We start from the raw sequence: 17902 nt of genomic DNA on the forward strand, positions 1-17902 counted from the left end.
TCAGACCTCGCGGCGCTCGATCCGCACGATGACCGACTTGGAGGTCGGCGTGCCGCTCGTGTCGGCGACCGAGTCGAGGGGCACGAGCACGTTCGTCTCGGGGTAGTACGCGGCTGCGTTCCCCCGGGGCGTGTCGTAGGCGATCACGCGGAACGCCTCGGCGCGACGTTCCTCGACGGTGCCGTCGTGGGCGGTCCACTCCGAGACGAGGTCGACGATCTCGCCGTCGGAGAGCCCCTGTTCGGCGATGTCGTCGCGGTTCACGAAGACGACGCGGCGCCCGCCGTGGACGCCCCGATAGCGGTCGTCCTTGCCGTAGATCGTGGTGTTGTACTGGTCGTGCGACCGCAGGGTCTGCAGCAGCACGCGCCCCTCGGGGATGACCGGGTACTCCAGTGCATTCGCCGTGAAGTGAGCGAGGCCGTCGGGTGTTGCGAACGTGCGGTCGTCGCGGGGTCCGTTCGGAAGGACGAACGTGCGCCCCTTGGCGATGCGTGCCTCGTAGTCGGCGAAACCCGGGACCACGCGGGAGATGTGATCCCGGATGAGCGTGTAGTCGTTCTCGAGACGCCGCCAGTCGGCGCGCGGCACGTTGGGGGAATCGGCGCGGTCGCCGAAGACGAGGTTGCAGATGCGCGCGAGGATGGCGGGTTCCGACAGCAGATCGTCCGCCGGGGGGCGCAGGCGTCCTCGCGAGCCGTGCACGGCGCTCATGGAGTCCTCGACCGTGACGCGCTGTTCGCCGGTCCCCCGCACATCGCGGTCGGTACGCCCGAGCGTGGGGATGATGAGAGCCCGTTTGCCGGTGACCGCGTGGGAGCGGTTGAGCTTCGTCGATACCTGAACCGTCAGATCGACCGAGCGCATCGCCGCTTCCGTCACGAGCGTGTCGGGCGTCGCACTGACGAAGTTCCCGCCCATCGCCATGAACACGCGCGCCTTGCCGTCGCGCATGGCTCGGATCGCCTCGACCGTGTCGTAGCCGTGCTCTCGCGGAGCATAGAAGTCGAACTCCTCGTCGAGCGAGGCGAGGAAGCCCTCGTGCGGCTTCTCGTAGATGCCCATCGTGCGGTCCCCCTGCACGTTGGAGTGCCCGCGCACGGGACAGAGCCCGGCGCCGGTGCGCCCCAGGTTGCCCTGCATCAGAAGGAGGTTGACCACGTCGCGGAGGGTGGGGACGGAGTGCTTGTGCTGGGTGAGACCCATCGCCCAGCAGACGATCGTCGACGTCGAGCCGCGCACGATCTCGGCGATGCGGCGGAGCTCCGTCTCGTCGATACCGGTCGCGGTCTCGAACTCCGACCACGACGCGTCGTTCATCGCGCGCTCGAAGTCGTCGAACCCGCTCGTGTGGCGCTCGATGAACGAACGGTCGAGTACCCCGCCGCGCTCCCCCTCGACCTCGAAGAGGTGCTTCGCGATCGCCTGGAACAACGCCTGGTCCCCGCCGAGCCGGATCTGCACGAACTCGTCGGCGAGCTTCGTGCCGCCCAGCAGCACGCCGCGCGGGGTCTGCGGGTTCTCGAAGCGCATCAGGCCCGCCTCGGGGAGCGGGTTCACCGCGATGATCGTGGCGCCGTTCTGCTTCGCCTTCTCGAGGGCGCTGAGCATGCGGGGGTGGTTGGTACCGGGGTTCTGCCCGGCGACGATGAGCAGGTCGGCGCGGTGGATGTCCTCCAGCGAGACCGTGCCCTTGCCGATGCCGATCGTCTCCACGAGCGCCGAACCGCTGGACTCGTGACACATGTTCGAGCAGTCGGGAAGGTTGTTGGTGCCGGTTCCCCGCACGAGGAGCTGGTAGAGGAACGCGGCCTCGTTGGAGGTGCGACCCGAGGTGTAGAAGATCGCCTCGTTCGGGTCGTCGAGCGCGCGGAGGGCGTCGGCCACCGTCTGCAGCGCGTCGTCCCAGGAGATGGGTCGGTAGTGCGTCGCGCCCTCGTCGAGCATCATCGGCTCGGTGAGGCGGCCCTGCTGCCCGAGCCACCAGTCGTCGTGCTCGTTCAGCTCGGAGACGGAGTGCTGGGCGAAGAAGGCGGCGTCGACGCGTCTGACCGTCGCCTCCTCGGCGACCGCCTTCGCACCGTTCTCGCAGAACTCGGCGATGTGGCGCTTGTCCTCCTCCGGCCAGGCGCAGCCGGGGCAGTCGAACCCGTCCTTCTGGTTCACGCGGAGAAGCGTCTGCGCCGAGCGCGTGACGCCCATCTGGTCGACCGAGATCTTCAGGGCGTGGAGGACGGCCGGGACTCCGACGGCCACCTTCTTGCGGGAGCCGACGGTGACGTCGGATTCGTCGATGTCGTGTGCGGGGGGCTTCGTCGCCATGCCCTGAGCTTACCTATGTCGAGAGGGAAAAGGTCAGCCGGCGACTTCCTGGTAGGCCGCGAACAGCAGCGACTCGTCGGGTGCCTGGAGCACTGTCGGGCGAGCGAGATCGTCCAGCACGATGAATCGCAGCATTCCGCCGCGGCTCTTCTTGTCTCGCTGGATCGTCGAGAGCAGCTGCGGCCACGCGCCCGGCCGGTAGCTGACCGGCAGCCCCAGCGCGCCGAGGACGTCGCGGTGTCGCTGGGCGACAGCATCCGGAAGCCGCCCGGCCAGTCGCGAGAGCTCCGCGGCGAAGACCATGCCCACCGAGATCGCCGCTCCGTGACGCCAGCGGTACCGCTCGGCGTGCTCGATCGCGTGCCCCACGGTGTGTCCGTAGTTGAGCACTTCGCGCAGTCCCGCTTCGCGCAGGTCTTCGCCGACGACCCGCGCCTTCATGTCGATCGCCAGCTCGATGCACCGGCGGAACGCGTCGCCGCGGGAGTCGACCACACCCTCCGGATCGGCTTCGATGAGATCGAGGATCTCGGGGTGCCAGATGAACCCGGCCTTCACGACCTCGGCGAACCCGGCAGTGGCCTCGTTGCGCGAGAGCGAGTCCAGAAGCGCCAGGTCGCATACCACGGCACGCGGCGGCCAGAACGCCCCGACCAGGTTCTTGCCCTCGGCGGTGTTGACCCCGGTCTTGCCGCCGACGGCCGCGTCGACCATCGCGAGGACCGTCGTCGGCACCTGGACGACCGACACGCCGCGGAGCCACGTGGCGGCGACGAAGCCGGCGAGGTCGGTGACCGAGCCGCCGCCGAAGCCCACGACGACGTCGGTGCGGGTGAAGTCCGACTTGCCGAGGATCTGCCAGCAGAACGCCGCCACCTCGATGCGCTTGCCCTGCTCGGCATCGGGGATCTCGGCCAGCAGCACCTCGCGGTCGCCGACGAGCTGCTGACGCAGTTCCTCCGCCTTCTCGGCGAGCGTCGGCGCGTGGATGATGAGCACCTTGCGCGCGTCGGGCGGGAGCACGTCGCCGAGGCCCGCGAGGATGCCGCGACCGATGGTGACGTCGTAGGGGGCGTCGCCGGCGACGGAGATCGTGGTGAGGTCGGTCATGCGTGCTCCTCGGTGGGGGTGGGGGTGCGTGCCCAGGTCGCGATCGCGTCGACGACCGCCTGCAGGGGGCCCGAACTCGTATCGAAGGTGGCGTCGGCCGCCTCCTCGTACAGCGGACGGCGCTCGGCATAGATCGCCGTCCAGCGCCGCATCGCGTCGTCGCCCGCCAGCAGCGGGCGGGAGTCGTCACGCAGGCGTGCGGCCACCACCCGGGGGTGGACGGTCAGGAGCACCACGCGATGCGCACGGAGGTCGTCGCGCGTCTGAGGGTCGAGGATCGCTCCCCCGCCGAGCGAGACCACCCCGCCGGCCACGAGCGACGTGCGGACGGCATCGCGCTCGATCCGGCGGAAGTGGGCTTCACCGTGGTCGGCGAAGATCTGCGGGATCGGGCCGTGCTCGCGCACGAGGGCGATGTCGGTGTCGGTGAACGACGTGCCGAGAGCCTTCGCGACCCTCCGGCCGACGCTCGTCTTTCCGGCCCCCATCGGGCCGATCAGGACGAGCGCCTCAGCCGACGAGGTCATGCGCGGCCAGCGACGCGTCGCTGTCGGCGGTGGTGCGAAGGGTCGTCGGCAGGTGGGCGAGGTAGGTCTCGATGTTGCGACGGGTCTCGCCGACGCTGTCGCCCCCGAACTTCTCGAGCACGACGTCGACGAGCACGATCGCGGTCATCGCCTCGGCGACGACGCCGGCGGCCGGCACGGCGCAGACGTCGGACCGCTGGTGGTGCGCGGCCGCAGTCTCGCCCGTGGCGACGTCGACGGTGCGGAGGGCGCGGGGCACGGTCGCGATCGGCTTCATGCCGGCGCGCACGCGCAGCACGGTGCCGGTGGACATTCCGCCCTCGGTTCCGCCCGCGCGGTCGGTGGACCGGGTGATGCCGTCGGCCGTGGTGAACAGCTCGTCGTGCGCCTCGGATCCGCGACGGGTCGTCGTGAGGAAGCCGTCGCCGACCTCGACGCCCTTGATGGCCTGGATGCTCATGAGCGCCTGGGCGAGCTTGCCGTCGAGGCGGCGGTCCCAGTGCACGTGCGAGCCGAGTCCGGGCGGGAGGCCGTAGGCGAGAACCTCCACGATGCCGCCGAGCGTGTCGCCGTCCTTCTTCGCGGCGTCGACCTCGGCGACCATGCGCTCGCTCGTCGCGGCGTCGAAGCACCGCAGCGGATCGGCGTCGAGGGCGTCGACGTCGTCGGGGGCCGGGAATGCGGCCCCTTCCGGAACGGCGACGGTGCCGATCGACACCGTGTGGCTGACGAGCCGGATGCCCAGCTCCGACAGGAAGGCGCGGGCGAGGGCGCCGAGTGCGACGCGTGCCGCGGTCTCCCGGGCGCTCGCGCGCTCCAGGATGGGGCGCGCTTCGTCGAAGTCGTACTTCTGCATGCCCACCAGGTCGGCGTGACCGGGACGCGGACGGGTGAGCGCGGCACCGCGGCCGCGGGACTTCTCGGTCAGCTCCGCAGGCTCGGGACTCATCACCTCGACCCACTTGGGCCACTCGGTGTTGCCGATTCGGATGGCGATCGGGCTGCCGAGGCTCAGGCCGTGCACGACGCCGGACGAGACGTTCAGCTCGTCCTCCTCGAACTTCATGCGCGAGCCGCGGCCGTAGCCGAGCTTGCGACGGGCGAGGTCGGCGCGGATCGCGGCGAGCGAGATGGGGACGCCGGAGGGCAGACCCTCCATGATGGCGACGAGTTCGGGGCCGTGCGATTCGCCGGCAGTGAGCACGCGGAGCATTCGTCTAGTCTCCCATGACCGCTTCGCGCATCGCCGCCAGCACCCGGGGTTCGTCGGTCAGCGCGAGTTCGGTCGAGCCGGAGACGAACACGCGCACCTGCAGGACCGCCTGGTGCAGCAGCATCCCGAGTCCCGAGATCGCGCGACCTCCGCTGCGCTCCCAGGTGGTGGCGAGCGGCGTCGGCCACGAACCGTACACGACGTCGACGAGCAGACCGCCGCGCGCGGCGTACGGGTCGGCGCTCGCGCCGAGGTCGGTTCCGCCCGGGAGCGTCGCGATCGTCACGGTGGCGTCCGGCGAGGGGGCACGCGCGAAGTCCGCGGGCTCGACGTCGACGCCGAGCGCTTCGCCCAGGGCGACGAGGGGGTCGGCGGCCTCCGGCCGACGGGCGATCACGTCGACGCGACGCGCTCCGAGTTCGGCCAGAGCGACGAGAGCCGATCCTGCCGTGGCGCCGGCGCCGAGGATGCGCCCGAACGGCACCTCGTCCACGCCCTGCTCGCGGATGGTGGCGACCAGTCCCCCGACGTCGGTGTTGAAGCCGTGCGGGCCGTCGTCAGCGAGGAGCAGGGTGTTCACCGCTCCCGTCAGGCGTGCGCGCTCGTCCAGGGAGCGGGCGGCTGCTGCGGCGGACCGCTTGAGCGGCATCGTGAGCGAGAGTCCTCGCCAGCCGTCGTCGAGGCCGGCGAGGGCGTCGTCGAACGATGCCTCGTCGATCCGTCGGCGGTCGTACTCCCAGTCGAGCCCGAGCACGCGGTAGGCCGCCGCGTGCAGGCGCGGCGACATGCTGTGGGCGACCGGGTCGCCCCACACCGCCAGCTTCGTACCGGTCAGCATCCCGAGTCGGGGTTGTCGCGGCACCACTGGATCCACTGGTTCACCGCGGCCTGGTGTTCGTCGGCCGTCGAGGTGAAGACCGTCTCCCCCGTGTCGAGGTTCACCGTCACGAAGAAGAGCCACGTGCCGTCCGCCGGGTGCATGGCGGCGTCGATCGCCTGGTCGCCAGGGTTGGAGATGGGGCCGGCCGGCAGACCGGAGATCACGTAGGTGTTCCACGGGTTGTCGTCGAACTGCGCCTCGCCCGAGGTGCTCGCCGAGCCCGCGTGCAGCTCGCCGTAGCCGTACTGCGCCGTCGAGTCCATCTGCAGCTGCATGCCCTGGTCCAGACGGTTCTGGATGACGCGTGAGACCTTGTAGAAGTCCTCGGATTGCCGCGCTTCGCGCTGCACGATCGAGGCGACGGTCAGAACGCGCTGGCGGTCGTCGACGGGGACCCCGGCGGCATCCAGCGACTGGATGGTGCGGGTGACCATGGTCTGGATCGCCGCCGACGCGGTCGTGCCCGGATCGAAGGTGTAGGTCGCGGGGAAGAGCCAGCCCTCCAGGCTCGACGCGGAGACACCGTAGGCGGCGGGATCGGCCACGGCGGCCTGGAGATCCTCGAGAGGGATCTCGGTCTGCTCCGACATCCGGGAGATCGTCTGCTCCACCGTGAGTCCCTCGGGAAGCTGCGCGGTGTTGGTCAGGTGGTTCGCGGGATCGCGGAAGGCCACCAGGACCGCCTCCGAGGTCATCTGCTGCTGGAAGCGGAAGACGCCGGGCTGGAACGTGAACGGGGTCGACGTCTCGATCAGGTAGTCGTAGAACGAGGTCGGGGCCTTCGTGACGCCGGCGTCGTAGAGCTTCTGCGACACCTGCGGCCCTGCGTCGCCGCTGACGATCGTGATCGTGGCCTCGCCCTGCGCGATACCGGGTTCGAAGTCCTCGCGCACGTCGGGAGCGAAGATCCCCTGGATCTGCGCGCCGAAGGTGTTGACCGCCCAGAACCCGCCGAGCGTGATGCCGCCGATGATGACCACGGCGATCGCGAGAGCGATCCAGCCGCCGATGCGTCGCTTGCGGCGCTCCTTCGGCGGTGGCGTCGAACCCAGCTCGTCGGTGCTGCGGCGACCGGTGAACAGGTCGTCGAGCGTCCCTGCTGCGGGGGGCGGGCCGGCTCGGCCCGCCTCGGGGCGCGGGATCGGCGGAGCGGGACGCGTCTGGGTCTGCGTCGCCGTCGGCCGTCCCTGCGGCTCCGGCTGGGCGGCCGCCCGCGGTGCGGCGACGGGCTCGGCCGGCGGGCGGGTGATCGGGGGGCGAGCGTCGGTCGGCCCGGTGTCTGCTCTCGCGGCGCGCGCGGCACGGCGCGACGTCGGGGCGCCGCCGGGGGTGGGCGCACCGCCCTGATCGCGGCGCGGGTCGGGCAGTTTTCCGTACAGATCGGCGAGCGGATCGTCGAACGGGGAGGAATTGTCGGGCATGTCAGGCGGGCTCCTGTCCCGAAGCTACGGCGGTTCCGGCCGGGTTACCGGACTGTCTCTCGACATCGAGCGCCTGTTGCAGAAGGACAACGGCGGCGACCTGGTCGACAATGCTACGAGACTTTCGCTGAGAACGCCCGGATCGACGGAGCGCATCGTGCGCGGTGACGGTGCTGAGCCGCTCATCGACCAGCCGTATCGGAAGGTCGCTCGCTGCGGCGAGCTCGTCGGCGAACGCCCGTGCGTCGGCGGTCGATGCGGTCTCTCCCCCGCTCAGACTGACCGGGAGTCCGACGAGGATCTCGAGCGCGTCGTACTCCGTCGCGATCTCCACGATCCGCGCGATCGGGGTGCCGACGCGCGCCACGGTCTCGACCGGCACCGCCAGGAGCGCGTCGGGATCGCTGCGCGCGACACCGACCCTCGCGCGGCCGACATCGACCCCGAGGCGCACGCCGCGACGCAACGTCACGCGGCGGTCGTCCTCACGGCCGCCACGATGGCATCCAGGGCACCCGGCAGCGCCGCAGCATCCGTTCCCCCACCCTGGGCGACGTCGTCACGCCCGCCGCCGCCGCCGCCGAGCGCCGCAGCCGCCGCCTTGGCCAGGGCGCCGGCCTTAATGCCGCGAGCACGGGCGGCGTCGTTCGTCGCGACGACGACGGCGACACGATCCCCGACCAGCGCGCCGAGAGCGGCAACCGCCGGCTCGGAGCCGAGGCGATCGCGCACCTGCAGAGCCAGCGAGCGTACGTCGTCGGCGGTCGCGGCCGTGCCGAGCGACTGGGCGACGACGCGGACCGAACCCGCGGCGACCGCAGAGTCGACCAGCTGCGGCAGACGATCGGCGAGGGCGCGCGACTCGAAGGCGGCGATCTTCTTCTCGGCGGCCTTGAGGCTCGCCGCCAGCTCCGCGATCTTCGCGGGCAGCTGGTCGCGCGGAGTCTTGAGCGACCCGGTCAGCTGCGACACGATGGCGCGCTCGGCGGCGAGTTCTCGGAACGCGTCCAGGCCGACGAGGGCCTCGACGCGGCGGTTCGACGCGCCCACCGACGACTCGCCGACGAGGTTGATGAGGCCGACCTCGGAGCTGGATCCGACGTGCGTGCCGGCGCAGAGCTCGCGCGACCACGGCCCGCCTATGTCGACCATCCGTACCGTCTGCCCGTACTTCTCGCCGAACAGCGCCATGGCGCCGGCCTCTTTGGCCTCGTCGAGCGAGAGCACCCGAGTGGTGACCTCGAGGTTGTCGCGTACCGCGTTGTTGGCGATCTCCTCGATCTCCGAACGCGTCTCGGGCGAGAGCGCCTGCCCCCAGCTGAAGTCGAAGCGGAGGTAGCCTGCTCGGTTCAGCGAGCCGGACTGCGTCGCGCTCCTGCCGAGCGTGTCGCGGAGGGCGGCGTGCACGAGGTGCGTCGCCGAGTGCGCCTGGCGCGCAGCACGACGGTTGGCCGCATCGACGACGCTCGTCGCAGGCTGACCGGCCGCGACCTCGCCGATCTTCACCTCGACCGTGTGGCTGACCAGACCGGGCACCGGCTTCTGGACGTCGATCACGTCGAGCTCGTAGCCGGGACCGACGATGACGCCCTTGTCGGCGACCTGTCCGCCCGACTCCGCGTAGAGTGCGGTCTCGGCGAGGATCACCTCGGCGATCTGTCCCTCGCGGGCCCGGTCGACCGACACCCCGTCGACCAGGACCCCGAGGATCGTCGACGGCGTCTGAAGGTCGGTGTAGCCCGTGAAGACGGTCTCGCCCAGCGCACGGAAGTCGCGGTAGACGGTGTGGTCGGCGATCGCGCGGCGACGCGATTTGGCATCGTCCTTCGCGCGCTGACGCTGCTCCTGCATCAGCGCGTCGAACGCGGCGCGGTCGACCGTCAGGCCGGCTTCCTCGGCGACCTCGAGGGTGAGATCGACGGGGAACCCGTAGGTGTCGTGCAGCAGGAACGCCTCGGATCCGGTGATGGCAGAGCCGCCGGCATCCTTCGTCTGCGAGACCGCGAGATCGAGAATGGTCGATCCCGACGCGAGCGTACGGAGGAAGGTCTCCTCCTCGGCGTAGGCGTAGGGCGCGATGCGCGACCAGTCGTCGGAGACGATGGGGTAGGCGTCCTTCATCGCGTCGCGTGACGCGGTGAACAGCTCGGGGAAGGTCGCGCCCTCGACGCCGAGGAGGCGCATGGAGCGCACGGAGCGCCGCATGAGGCGGCGGAGGATGTACCCGCGTCCCTCGTTCGAGGGCGTGACGCCGTCGGAGAGGAGCATGAGCGACGAGCGCACGTGGTCGGCGATCACGCGGAAGCGCACGTCGTCCTCGTGAACGGCGCCGTACTTGCGGCCCGACAGCTCGACCGCGCGGTCGAGCACCGGGCGCACCTGGTCGATCTCGTACATGTTCTCGACGCCCTGCTTGATGAAGGCGACGCGCTCGAGACCCATGCCGGTGTCGATGTTCTTCTTCGGCAGCTCGCCGACGACGTCGAAGTCGACCTTCGAACGCACGTTGTTGATCGCGTACTGCATGAAGACGAGGTTCCAGATCTCGGTGAACCTGTTGTCGTCGGCGACGGGGCCGCCGTCGCGGCCGTACTTCGGGCCGCGGTCGAAGTAGATCTCCGAGCAGGGCCCGGCGGGTCCGGGCTGACCGGTCGTCCAGTAGTTGTCCTCGCGACCGAGGCGCTGGATGCGAGAAGCGGGCAGCCCCGCGACCTTCTGCCAGAGCGCGACCGCCTCGTCGTCGTCTTCGTAGACGGTGACCCACAGGTCGCGCTCGGCGAACCCGAGACCGCCGTCGGACTCGGCGGAGGTCAGCAGCTCCCACGCGTAGGAGATCGCGCCCTCTTTGAAGTAGTCGCCGAACGACCAGTTGCCCATCATCTGGAAGAACGTGCCGTGCCGAGCGGTCTTGCCGACCTCTTCGATGTCATTGGTGCGGATGCACTTCTGCACATCGGCGGCGCGTGGATACGGCGCCGGCACGACTCCGGTGAGGTACGGGATGAACGGGACCATGCCGGCGATCGTGAAAAGGATCGACGGGTCGTCGCTGACCAGGGAGGCCGACGGGACGATGGTGTGGTCGTTCTTCTCGAAGTAGTCGAGATAGCGCTGAGCGATGTCGGCGGTCTTCATGGGATGGAGTCTCCGGAGGGCAGGATCGTGCGCGCCCGCGAGGGGCGTCGGTGGCGACGGTTCAGTCGGTGAGCTTGGCGGTGGCGTTCTTCGCGGCCTCGGCAGCGTCGGCGGCGACGTTGCCGGCGGCGGCGACCGCATCGGATGCGGCGGTCTTGGCCTCTGCGACGAGGTCGACGAACTGCGCCTCCTGGTCGCGGTAGGCGTCACCCATGCGGTCGGTGAACTCACCGATGCGGGCATCGACCTGCGAGAGCATCTCGTGTCCGCGCGGGTCTTTGTTCACCAGGTGGGCGACGACGAAGCCACCGGCGATACCGAGCACGAACCAGACGAAGGTCTTCATAGTCACCATTTTCTCGCGAGGAGCCGCGAACACGGCGTCCTTTTCATCGTACTGCGCAGACGCGGAAGGGCGCCGGGGTGAACCCCCGACGCCCTTCTGAGCGGTAACGCTGAGCGCTTAGCGCGCCGCGTAGTACTCGACGACGAGCTGCACGTCGCACGTGACGGGCACCTCGGCACGCTTCGGACGACGCACGAGGCGCGACTGCAGCGTGGTGAGGTCGACCTCGATGTACCCCGGAACCAGGGGCAGCACCTCGGCGTGACCGCCGGCGGCTGCGACCTGGAAGGGCTCGAGGCCTTCGCTCTTGGTCTTGACGTGGATGAGCTGACCCGGCTTCACGCGGAACGACGGGCGGTCGACCGTCTGGCCGTCGACCAGGATGTGGCGGTGCACGACGAGCTGGCGGGCCTGCGCCGTGGTGCGGGCGAAGCCCGAACGCAGGACGAGCGCGTCCAGACGCATCTCGAGGAGCTCGACGAGGTTCTCACCGGTCAGGCCCTGGGTGCGGCGCGCCTCGTTGAACGCGTTGCGCATCTGCTTCTCGCGGATGCCGTACTGCTCGCGCAGACGCTGCTTCTCGCGGAGACGGACGGCGTAGTCGCTGTCGGTCTTGCGCTTGGTACGGCCATGCTCGCCGGGAGCGTAGGGACGCTTCTCGAGGTAGCGGGCGGCCTTCGGGGTGAGCGCGATACCGAGCGCTCGGGACATACGGACCTTGCGGCGGTCCTGGGACTTCGTAGGCACGAAGAACTCCTTCTGGGACGTGGCCGCGCATCTCGCAGCTCACGGACGTATCACCCGCTCCCGCCCTACCGGTGCGCACGTCGGGGCATACCGGAAGGTGATCGAGGAAGAAGGGGATGCCCGAAAACTGTGTTTCGAGCCGATCCAGCCTAACAGACGGAGCTGGGACGCCCTCTCCGCGTCACTCGCCGTCGACGATCCGGCGGATCTTGGCCAGACGCGCCGAGATGTCGCGCTCCTGCCCGTGCGTGGTCGGGTCGTAGTACCGACGCCCGCGGAGCTCGTCGGGCAGGTACTGCTGTGTCACGATGCCGATGTCGCTGTCGTGCGGATAGAGGTAGCCCTTGCCGTGGCCCAGACGCTTCGCGCCCGGGTAGTGCGCGTCGCGCAGATGCGGGGGCACGCGCCCGAAGCCGCCGGCGCGGACATCGGCGATGGCGCTGTTGATCGCGTTGTAGGCCGCGTTCGACTTCGCCGTCGTCGCGAGGTACGCCGTGGCTTCGGCCAGGGGGATGCGCCCCTCCGGCATGCCGATGAACGCGACGGCGTCGGCGGCCGCGATCGCGATCTGGAGCGCCTGCGGGTCGGCGAGGCCGATGTCTTCCGCCGCGGAGATGACGAGACGGCGCGCGATGAAACGGGGGTCCTCCCCCGCCTCGACCATCCGAGCGAGGTAGTGCATCGCGGCATCGACGTCGGATCCGCGGATCGACTTGATGAAGGCGCTGATGACGTCGTAGTGCTCGTCGCCCTGGCGGTCGTACCGCAGGAGCGCGCGGTCGACGGCCTGCGCGATGTGGTCGGCGGTGATCGTCGGGTCGGCGTCGTCGGTGTCGAGGGCGACGGATGCTGCGGCCTCGAGCGCCGTGAGGGCGCGTCGTGCGTCGCCCGAGGCCAGTCGTACCAGGGCGCTCCGCGCGTCGTCGTCGAGCACCACCGACCCGGCGAGTCCTCGGGGATCGCTGACCGCCCGGTCGATGAGCCCGGCGAGGTCGTCGTCTTCGAGCGGACGGAGGGTGAGCAGGAGCGACCGGGAGAGCAAGGGAGAGATGACCGAGAACGACGGGTTCTCTGTCGTCGCCGCGATCAGGACGACCCAGCCGTTCTCGACGCCCGGGAGCAGCGCGTCCTGCTGCGCCTTGGTGAAGCGGTGGATCTCATCGAGGAAGAGGATCGTCGAGGAGTCGTAGAGGTCGCGCTGCGTCAAGGCCTCCTGCATGACCTCGCGCACGTCCTTCACCCCCGCCGTCACCGCCGACAGCTCTACGAAACGGCGGCCCGATGATCGGGCGATCGCCTGGGCGAGAGTGGTCTTGCCTGTTCCCGGAGGGCCCCACAGGATCACGGAGGCCGCGGTGCCCGGACTCGATGCATCCGACGAGGCCAGCGTGACGAGGGGCGATCCGGGACGAAGGAGGTGGCCCTGGCCGGCGACCTCGTCGAGGCTCGTCGGCCGCATCCGCACCGCCAACGGCGTCTGCCCGGGGAAGAGGGCGGCGGAGGGAGTCACTCGAACAGGCTAATCGCGACACGCGACATCGGTTCCGCGCGCGTTTGGTGCGCCGCATCCGCCCTGCGTAGGATTTCTCGCGCCCGGACGCACCGGACGGAGGAGGCCCGCGTGGCGACAGGTGGCAAGGACCGAAGCGCGAAAGCGGCTCGCGAACGCGCGAGGATCTACCAGGCCCGCCAGGAGCTGCACGCCGCGCAGAAGCAGCGTCGCACGCGCGACAACCTGATTGCCGGGGTCGCCGGCGCGGTGATCGTGCTCGCGGCCATCGGCGCGCAGGTCGCCTACTTCACCGCCGGCCCGGGAGCGCCCGAGCCCGTAGCCACGAGCGAGCCGTCCCCCTCGACGAGCACCGCACCCGGCACGGAGTCGACGCAAGCGCCGACGCCCGATGCGACGGAGCCCGCCGCCACACCGACGCCCTGATCCTGCGAGCGTCTGCCGGTCGTACTAGGCTCAGGTCCGTCCATGCACGCCTACGGCGCGAGCCGCGATGAGGGTAACAACACGTGACTGCTGGCGCAGACCTCCCCGAAACAACTCCGACCCCGTGGGGTCGCGTCGATGAAGACGGAACCGTATCGGTTCGAGAATCCGACGGCTGGCGTGTGGTCGGCCAGTACCCCGACGGCACCGCCGAAGAGGCGCTCGCCTACTACGAGCGCAAGTTCGCCGATCTCGCCGGAGAGGTGACGCTCCTCGAGGTGCGCCACCGCCGCGCCGGTGCTTCGGCGTCCGACCTGCGGAGCACCGCGTCGACGCTGCGCGGCCGTATCGAGGGCGCATCGGCGGTCGGAGACCTCGCCGCGCTGCTCGCTCGCCTCGAGACGCTCACCGGCGCTCTCGCCGAGGCGACCGAGACAGAGGCCGCCGCCGCGAAGGAAGCCGTCGACGAGGCGGTGCGCGAGCGCACCGCTCTGGTCGAGCGTGCCGAGGCGCTGGCCGCCCGCGACCCCAAGACGGTGCAGTGGAAGCAGGCCTCGGCCGACATGACGGCCCTGTTCGATCAGTGGCAGAGCCACCAGCAGAACGGCCCGCGGCTTCCGAAGTCTCTCGCTCAGCAGCTGTGGCGCCGCTTCCGCGACGCTCGCGGCACCGTCGACCGCCACCGCCGCGAGTTCTACGCAGAGCTCGACGAGACGCAGAAGTCGGCCCGCGACGCCAAGACCCGCCTCGTCGAGCGTGCCGAAGCGCTCGCTCCGCGCGGGGAGGACGGAATCGGTTCGTACCGCGACCTCCTCGACCAGTGGAAGGCTGCCGGCCGCGCCGGCAAGAAGGCCGACGACGCGCTCTGGGCTCGTTTCAAGGCGGCGGGCGATGCCCTCTACTCCGCCCGGACCGAGCGCGAGGCCGCCGAGGTCGAGGACTCCCGCGAGAAGATCGAGCAGAAGAAGGCCCTCCTGGTCGAGGCCGCTCCGATCGTCGACGAGCGCGATCTCGCACGCGCGCGCGCCTCGCTCACTGCGATCCAGCGCAAGTGGGACGAGATCGGCCGCATCTTCCCGCGCGACCAGGAGCGCGTCCTCGACGACGAGCTCCGCAAGGTCGAGCAGAGCGTGCGCACGCGCGAAGACGCCGAATGGAAGAGCAACAACCCCGAAACGAAGGCGCGCACGAACGATATGACGCGCCAGCTCACCGACGCGATCGACAAGCTCGAAGCCGAGGTCGCCGAGGCGAACGCACGCGGCGACAAGCGTGCGGCGGCTCAGGCGTCCGAGGCCCTCGAAGCCCGTCGCGCGTGGTTGCGCGCCGTCGGCGGCTGAGTCCTCCCCCGGGTCGCGAGCCCGGGCTCTTGTCCACAGTCGTCCTCGATCCGGCGCACGGCGTCGAGCCGAGCGGCAGACTTCGAGGATGCCCTCGCCGTTCGTGTACCTCCCGGGCGTTCGTCTGACGGAGGCCGAGCTGTCCGCGGCGTGCCTCGACGGGCACGTCGTCGCCCTCGGCGATGGCTACATCCCGGCAGACGTGGTCGAGAGCACGGTGCTGCGAGCGGCATCGGTGGCGCACCTGCTCGGCACCACCCTCGCGGCTACCCACGAGAGCGCGGCGTGGATCCTGGGGCGGCTCGATGAGCCGCCCGCGCGGCACAGTGTTCAGCGCGCGGTCGACAGGCGGCTGCACCACGTCGTCTCCCGCCGGCTCCTCTACCGCGACCCGTTCATCGAGGGGTCCGACCTGCTCGAGATCGCCCGCGTCCGTGTGAGCACCCCCGCGCGCACGCTGGCCGATCTCGCGCGCAGCCCCGAGTCGTCGAGCCGGGCTCTCGCGCGCCGCTGGGCGCTAGAACGGCCCGACGACGCCGCCGAATCCCTGGCGTGGCTCGAGCGGCATCGCAGCATCCCCCACAAGAGGAACGCGCGGATGCTGCTGGCCTCGGTCAGGACGTCGTGACGCGGTAGACGTCGTAGACCGCGTCGATGCGACGCACGGCGTTGAGCACCCGGTCGAGATGCACGGTGTCGCCCATCTCGAAGACGAAGCGGCTCAGCGCGAGCCGGTCGTTCGTCGTCGAGACGGTCGCCGAGAGGATATTCACGTGATGCTCGCTGAGCACCCGGGTGACGTCGCTCAGCAGCGCCGAGCGATCGAGTGCCTCGACCTGGATCTGCACGAGGAAGACGCTCTTCGACGTCGGTGCCCACTCGACCTCGATGATGCGTTCGGGGTCGTTGCGGAGAGCCGTGACGTTCGTGCAGTCGGTGCGGTGAACGGAGACACCGCTCCCCCGCGTGACGAAACCGATGACCTCGTCGCCGGGCACCGGCGTGCAGCACTTCGCGAGCTTCACCAGGATGTCGGGAGCACCGCGCACGAGAACGCCCGAATCGCCGCCGCGCGGGGCATGGCTGCGGCCCACGTGCGGGATGTCGATGGGGCCGGTCGATGTGTCGCCCGCGCTGACGAGCGCGGTGACCTTCTCGATGACCGACTGCGTCGAGACGTTGCCCTCGCCGACGGCGGCGTACAGGGCCGAGACGTCTTCGTACTTGAGCTGGTGGGCGACCTCGGAGAACGAGTCCTGGTTCATGAGGCGCTGGAGCGGCAGGTTCTGCCGACGCATCGCGCGTGCGATGGCGTCCTTGCCCTGCTCGATGGCCTCTTCGCGGCGCTCTTTGGTGAACCATCCGCGGATCTTGTTGCGGGCGCGGGTGCTGCGCACGAAGCCGAGCCAGTCCTGGCTGGGGCCGGCATCGGGGTTCTTCGAGGTGAAGACCTCCACCACGTCGCCGCTCTTGAGCTCCGACTCCAGCGGGACGAGGCGGCCGTTGACCTTCGCACCCATCGTGCGGTGACCGATCTCGGTGTGGACGGCGTAGGCGAAGTCGACCGGGGTGGCACCGGCGGGCAGTCCCACCACGCGCCCCTTGGGCGTGAAGACGTAGACCTCCTTGGCACCGATCTCGAACCGCAGCGAATCGAGGAACTCGCTCGGGTCGGCGGTCTCGGCCTGCCAGTCGGAGATGTGCGCCAGCCACGCCATATCGGCGTCGAGCGACTTCGAGTCGGCCTTTCCGCCGGCCATGCGCTCTTTGTACTTCCAGTGCGCAGCGACGCCGTACTCCGCCTGGTGGTGCATCTCGTTCGTGCGGATCTGCAGCTCGACCGTGCGTCCTGACGGCCCGATCACCGTGGTGTGGAGCGACTGGTACAGGTTGAACTTCGGTGTGGCGATGTAGTCCTTGAAGCGCCCCGGGAGCGGGGTCCAGCGCGCGTGTATCGCGCCGAGCACGGCGTAGCAGTCGCGGACGGTGCCGACGAGGATGCGGATGCCGATGAGGTCATAGATGTCGTCGAACTCGCGGCCCCGCACGACCATCTTCTGGTACACGGAGTAGAGCTGCTTGGGTCGTCCCATCACCCGTCCGCGGATGCGGAGCTCGCGAAGGTCGGCGTCGACGGCGGCGATGACGTTCTGCACGTACTGCTCGCGCTGCGGGGTGCGCTGTTTGACGAGGCTGTCGATCTCTGCGTACAGCTTCGGGTGGAGGACCGCGAACGAGAGATCTTCCAGTTCGGACTTGATCGCCTGGATGCCGAGGCGGTTCGCCAGCGGAGCGTAGATCTCGAGCGTCTCGGTGGCCTTCTTCGCCGCCTTCTCGGGCGGGACGAAGCCCCACGTGCGGGCGTTGTGGAGTCGGTCGGCGAGCTTGATCAGCAGAACCCGGATGTCGCGCGACATCGCGACGATCATCTTGCGGACGGTCTCGGCCTGGGCGCTCTCGCCGTACTTGACCTTGTCGAGCTTCGTGACCCCGTCGACGAGCATCGCGACCTCGTCGCCGAAGTCGGCGGCCAACTCGTCGAGCGGATAGCCGGTGTCTTCGACGGTGTCGTGAAGGAGGGCCGCCGCGATGGCGCGCGGTCCGAGTCCGAGATCGGCCAGGATCTGCGCAACGGCGAGCGGGTGCGTGATGTACGGCTCGCCGCTCTGGCGCTTCTGTTCGCGATGCGCCTTCTCGGCGACCGTGTACGCCCGCGTGATGATCCCGAGGTCGCCCTTCGGGTGGTGCGTGCGCACCGTCTGCACGAGCTTGTCGACGTCGTCGCGGCGCGCCGCGCGCGAGAAGATGCGCGGCACGAGGCGGCGCAGGCTGGAGGTCTGCGCGGCAGGAGGAACGATCTCGGTCACCCGGTCACCTCCACCTGTCGACGAATCTCACAATCCTACGCCGCACTCAGCCGGTGAT

Annotated in this window: 15 protein-coding genes; 3 read left to right on the top strand and 12 right to left on the bottom strand. The window is 69.9% G+C overall.

The genetic code is table 11. The features are described from left to right. The 11 genes from FVP77_RS06095 to FVP77_RS06145 all read right to left on the bottom strand — a co-directional run bounded on the left by FVP77_RS06095 (nucleotide 1) and on the right by FVP77_RS06145 (nucleotide 13211). Nucleotides 1-2322 carry an FdhF/YdeP family oxidoreductase gene (locus FVP77_RS06095; protein WP_147893696.1) on the bottom strand — a complete coding sequence of 774 codons (2322 nt, stop codon included), beginning with the start codon at nucleotides 2320-2322 and terminating at the stop codon, nucleotides 1-3. Between the two features lie 33 nt (nucleotides 2323-2355). Continuing rightward, nucleotides 2356-3432, bottom strand: a complete 1077-nt coding sequence (aroB, locus tag FVP77_RS06100) for a 3-dehydroquinate synthase (protein WP_147893697.1) — start codon at nucleotides 3430-3432, stop codon at nucleotides 2356-2358. Continuing rightward, nucleotides 3429-3959, bottom strand: coding sequence for a shikimate kinase (locus FVP77_RS06105; RefSeq protein WP_147893698.1), 531 nt, complete (start codon nucleotides 3957-3959; stop codon nucleotides 3429-3431). Before FVP77_RS06105 ends, aroB begins: the two co-directional genes overlap by 4 nt. Beyond that, entirely contained in the window at nucleotides 3943-5172 is a 1230-nt protein-coding gene (gene aroC / locus FVP77_RS06110) for a chorismate synthase (protein ID WP_147893699.1), read from the bottom strand. The genes FVP77_RS06105 and aroC overlap by 17 nt, the downstream gene beginning before the upstream one ends. Before the next feature lie 4 nt (nucleotides 5173-5176). Beyond that, complete coding sequence (locus FVP77_RS06115; RefSeq protein ID WP_425463122.1) at nucleotides 5177-6034, bottom strand: shikimate dehydrogenase family protein; 858 nt, start codon at nucleotides 6032-6034, stop codon at nucleotides 5177-5179. Further along, nucleotides 6004-7473 (bottom strand): endolytic transglycosylase MltG, encoded by a 1470-nt coding sequence (gene mltG, locus FVP77_RS06120; protein WP_147893700.1) that lies wholly within the window; start codon nucleotides 7471-7473, stop codon nucleotides 6004-6006. The genes FVP77_RS06115 and mltG overlap by 31 nt, the downstream gene beginning before the upstream one ends. A 1-nt stretch (nucleotide 7474) precedes the next feature. Further along, complete coding sequence (gene ruvX, locus FVP77_RS06125) at nucleotides 7475-7939, bottom strand: Holliday junction resolvase RuvX (protein WP_147894463.1); 465 nt, start codon at nucleotides 7937-7939, stop codon at nucleotides 7475-7477. 2 nt (nucleotides 7940-7941) lie between these two features. After that, nucleotides 7942-10608, bottom strand: coding sequence for an alanine--tRNA ligase (gene alaS / locus FVP77_RS06130; protein WP_147893701.1), 2667 nt, complete (start codon nucleotides 10606-10608; stop codon nucleotides 7942-7944). A gap of 61 nt (nucleotides 10609-10669) precedes the next feature. Continuing rightward, the gene (locus FVP77_RS06135) at nucleotides 10670-10954 is read right to left on the bottom strand and encodes an ATPase (protein WP_147893702.1); all 285 of its coding nucleotides are present in this window, start codon (nucleotides 10952-10954) and stop codon (nucleotides 10670-10672) included. A 117-nt stretch (nucleotides 10955-11071) separates the two neighbouring features. Further along, complete coding sequence (gene rpsD, locus FVP77_RS06140; RefSeq protein ID WP_116646592.1) at nucleotides 11072-11701, bottom strand: 30S ribosomal protein S4; 630 nt, start codon at nucleotides 11699-11701, stop codon at nucleotides 11072-11074. Nucleotides 11702-11882: 181 nt separating this feature from the next. Continuing rightward, entirely contained in the window at nucleotides 11883-13211 is a 1329-nt protein-coding gene (locus FVP77_RS06145; protein ID WP_246133994.1) for a replication-associated recombination protein A, read from the bottom strand. A 111-nt stretch (nucleotides 13212-13322) separates the two neighbouring features. Here FVP77_RS06145 and FVP77_RS06150 point away from each other — a divergent pair, with 111 nt between their 5' ends. From FVP77_RS06150 to FVP77_RS06160, 3 genes are all read left to right on the top strand, one after another. After that, nucleotides 13323-13637 (top strand): dioxygenase, encoded by a 315-nt coding sequence (locus FVP77_RS06150; protein ID WP_147893703.1) that lies wholly within the window; start codon nucleotides 13323-13325, stop codon nucleotides 13635-13637. 83 nt (nucleotides 13638-13720) lie between these two features. Then, nucleotides 13721-14977, top strand: coding sequence for a DUF349 domain-containing protein (locus FVP77_RS06155; protein ID WP_147893704.1), 1257 nt, complete (start codon nucleotides 13721-13723; stop codon nucleotides 14975-14977). An 88-nt stretch (nucleotides 14978-15065) separates the two neighbouring features. Beyond that, nucleotides 15066-15605 (top strand): type IV toxin-antitoxin system AbiEi family antitoxin, encoded by a 540-nt coding sequence (locus FVP77_RS06160; RefSeq protein WP_147893705.1) that lies wholly within the window; start codon nucleotides 15066-15068, stop codon nucleotides 15603-15605. Here the strand turns inward: FVP77_RS06160 and FVP77_RS06165 are convergent. After that, nucleotides 15592-17844: a RelA/SpoT family protein gene (locus FVP77_RS06165; protein WP_183042386.1), complete on the bottom strand. Its 2253-nt coding sequence runs from the start codon at nucleotides 17842-17844 to the stop codon at nucleotides 15592-15594. The two genes, FVP77_RS06160 and FVP77_RS06165, sit on opposite strands and share 14 nt — an antisense overlap. Nucleotides 17845-17902 lie beyond the last annotated feature (58 nt).

The organism is Microbacterium hatanonis (assembly GCF_008017415.1).
GTDB classification, from domain to species: Bacteria; Actinomycetota; Actinomycetes; order Actinomycetales; family Microbacteriaceae; genus Microbacterium; species Microbacterium hatanonis.

Excerpts from the sequence above, each read along its gene's own strand:
- FVP77_RS06095 (WP_147893696.1), bottom strand. The coding sequence starts at position 2,322 with ATGGCGACGAAGCCCCCCGCACACGACATCGACGAATCCGACGTCACC.
- aroB (WP_147893697.1), bottom strand. The coding sequence starts at position 3,432 with ATGACCGACCTCACCACGATCTCCGTCGCCGGCGACGCCCCCTACGAC.
- FVP77_RS06105 (WP_147893698.1), bottom strand. The coding sequence starts at position 3,959 with ATGACCTCGTCGGCTGAGGCGCTCGTCCTGATCGGCCCGATGGGGGCC.
- aroC (WP_147893699.1), bottom strand. The coding sequence starts at position 5,172 with ATGCTCCGCGTGCTCACTGCCGGCGAATCGCACGGCCCCGAACTCGTC.
- mltG (WP_147893700.1), bottom strand. The coding sequence starts at position 7,473 with ATGCCCGACAATTCCTCCCCGTTCGACGATCCGCTCGCCGATCTGTAC.
- alaS (WP_147893701.1), bottom strand. The coding sequence starts at position 10,608 with ATGAAGACCGCCGACATCGCTCAGCGCTATCTCGACTACTTCGAGAAG.
- FVP77_RS06135 (WP_147893702.1), bottom strand. The coding sequence starts at position 10,954 with ATGAAGACCTTCGTCTGGTTCGTGCTCGGTATCGCCGGTGGCTTCGTC.
- FVP77_RS06160 (WP_147893705.1), top strand. The coding sequence starts at position 15,066 with ATGCCCTCGCCGTTCGTGTACCTCCCGGGCGTTCGTCTGACGGAGGCC.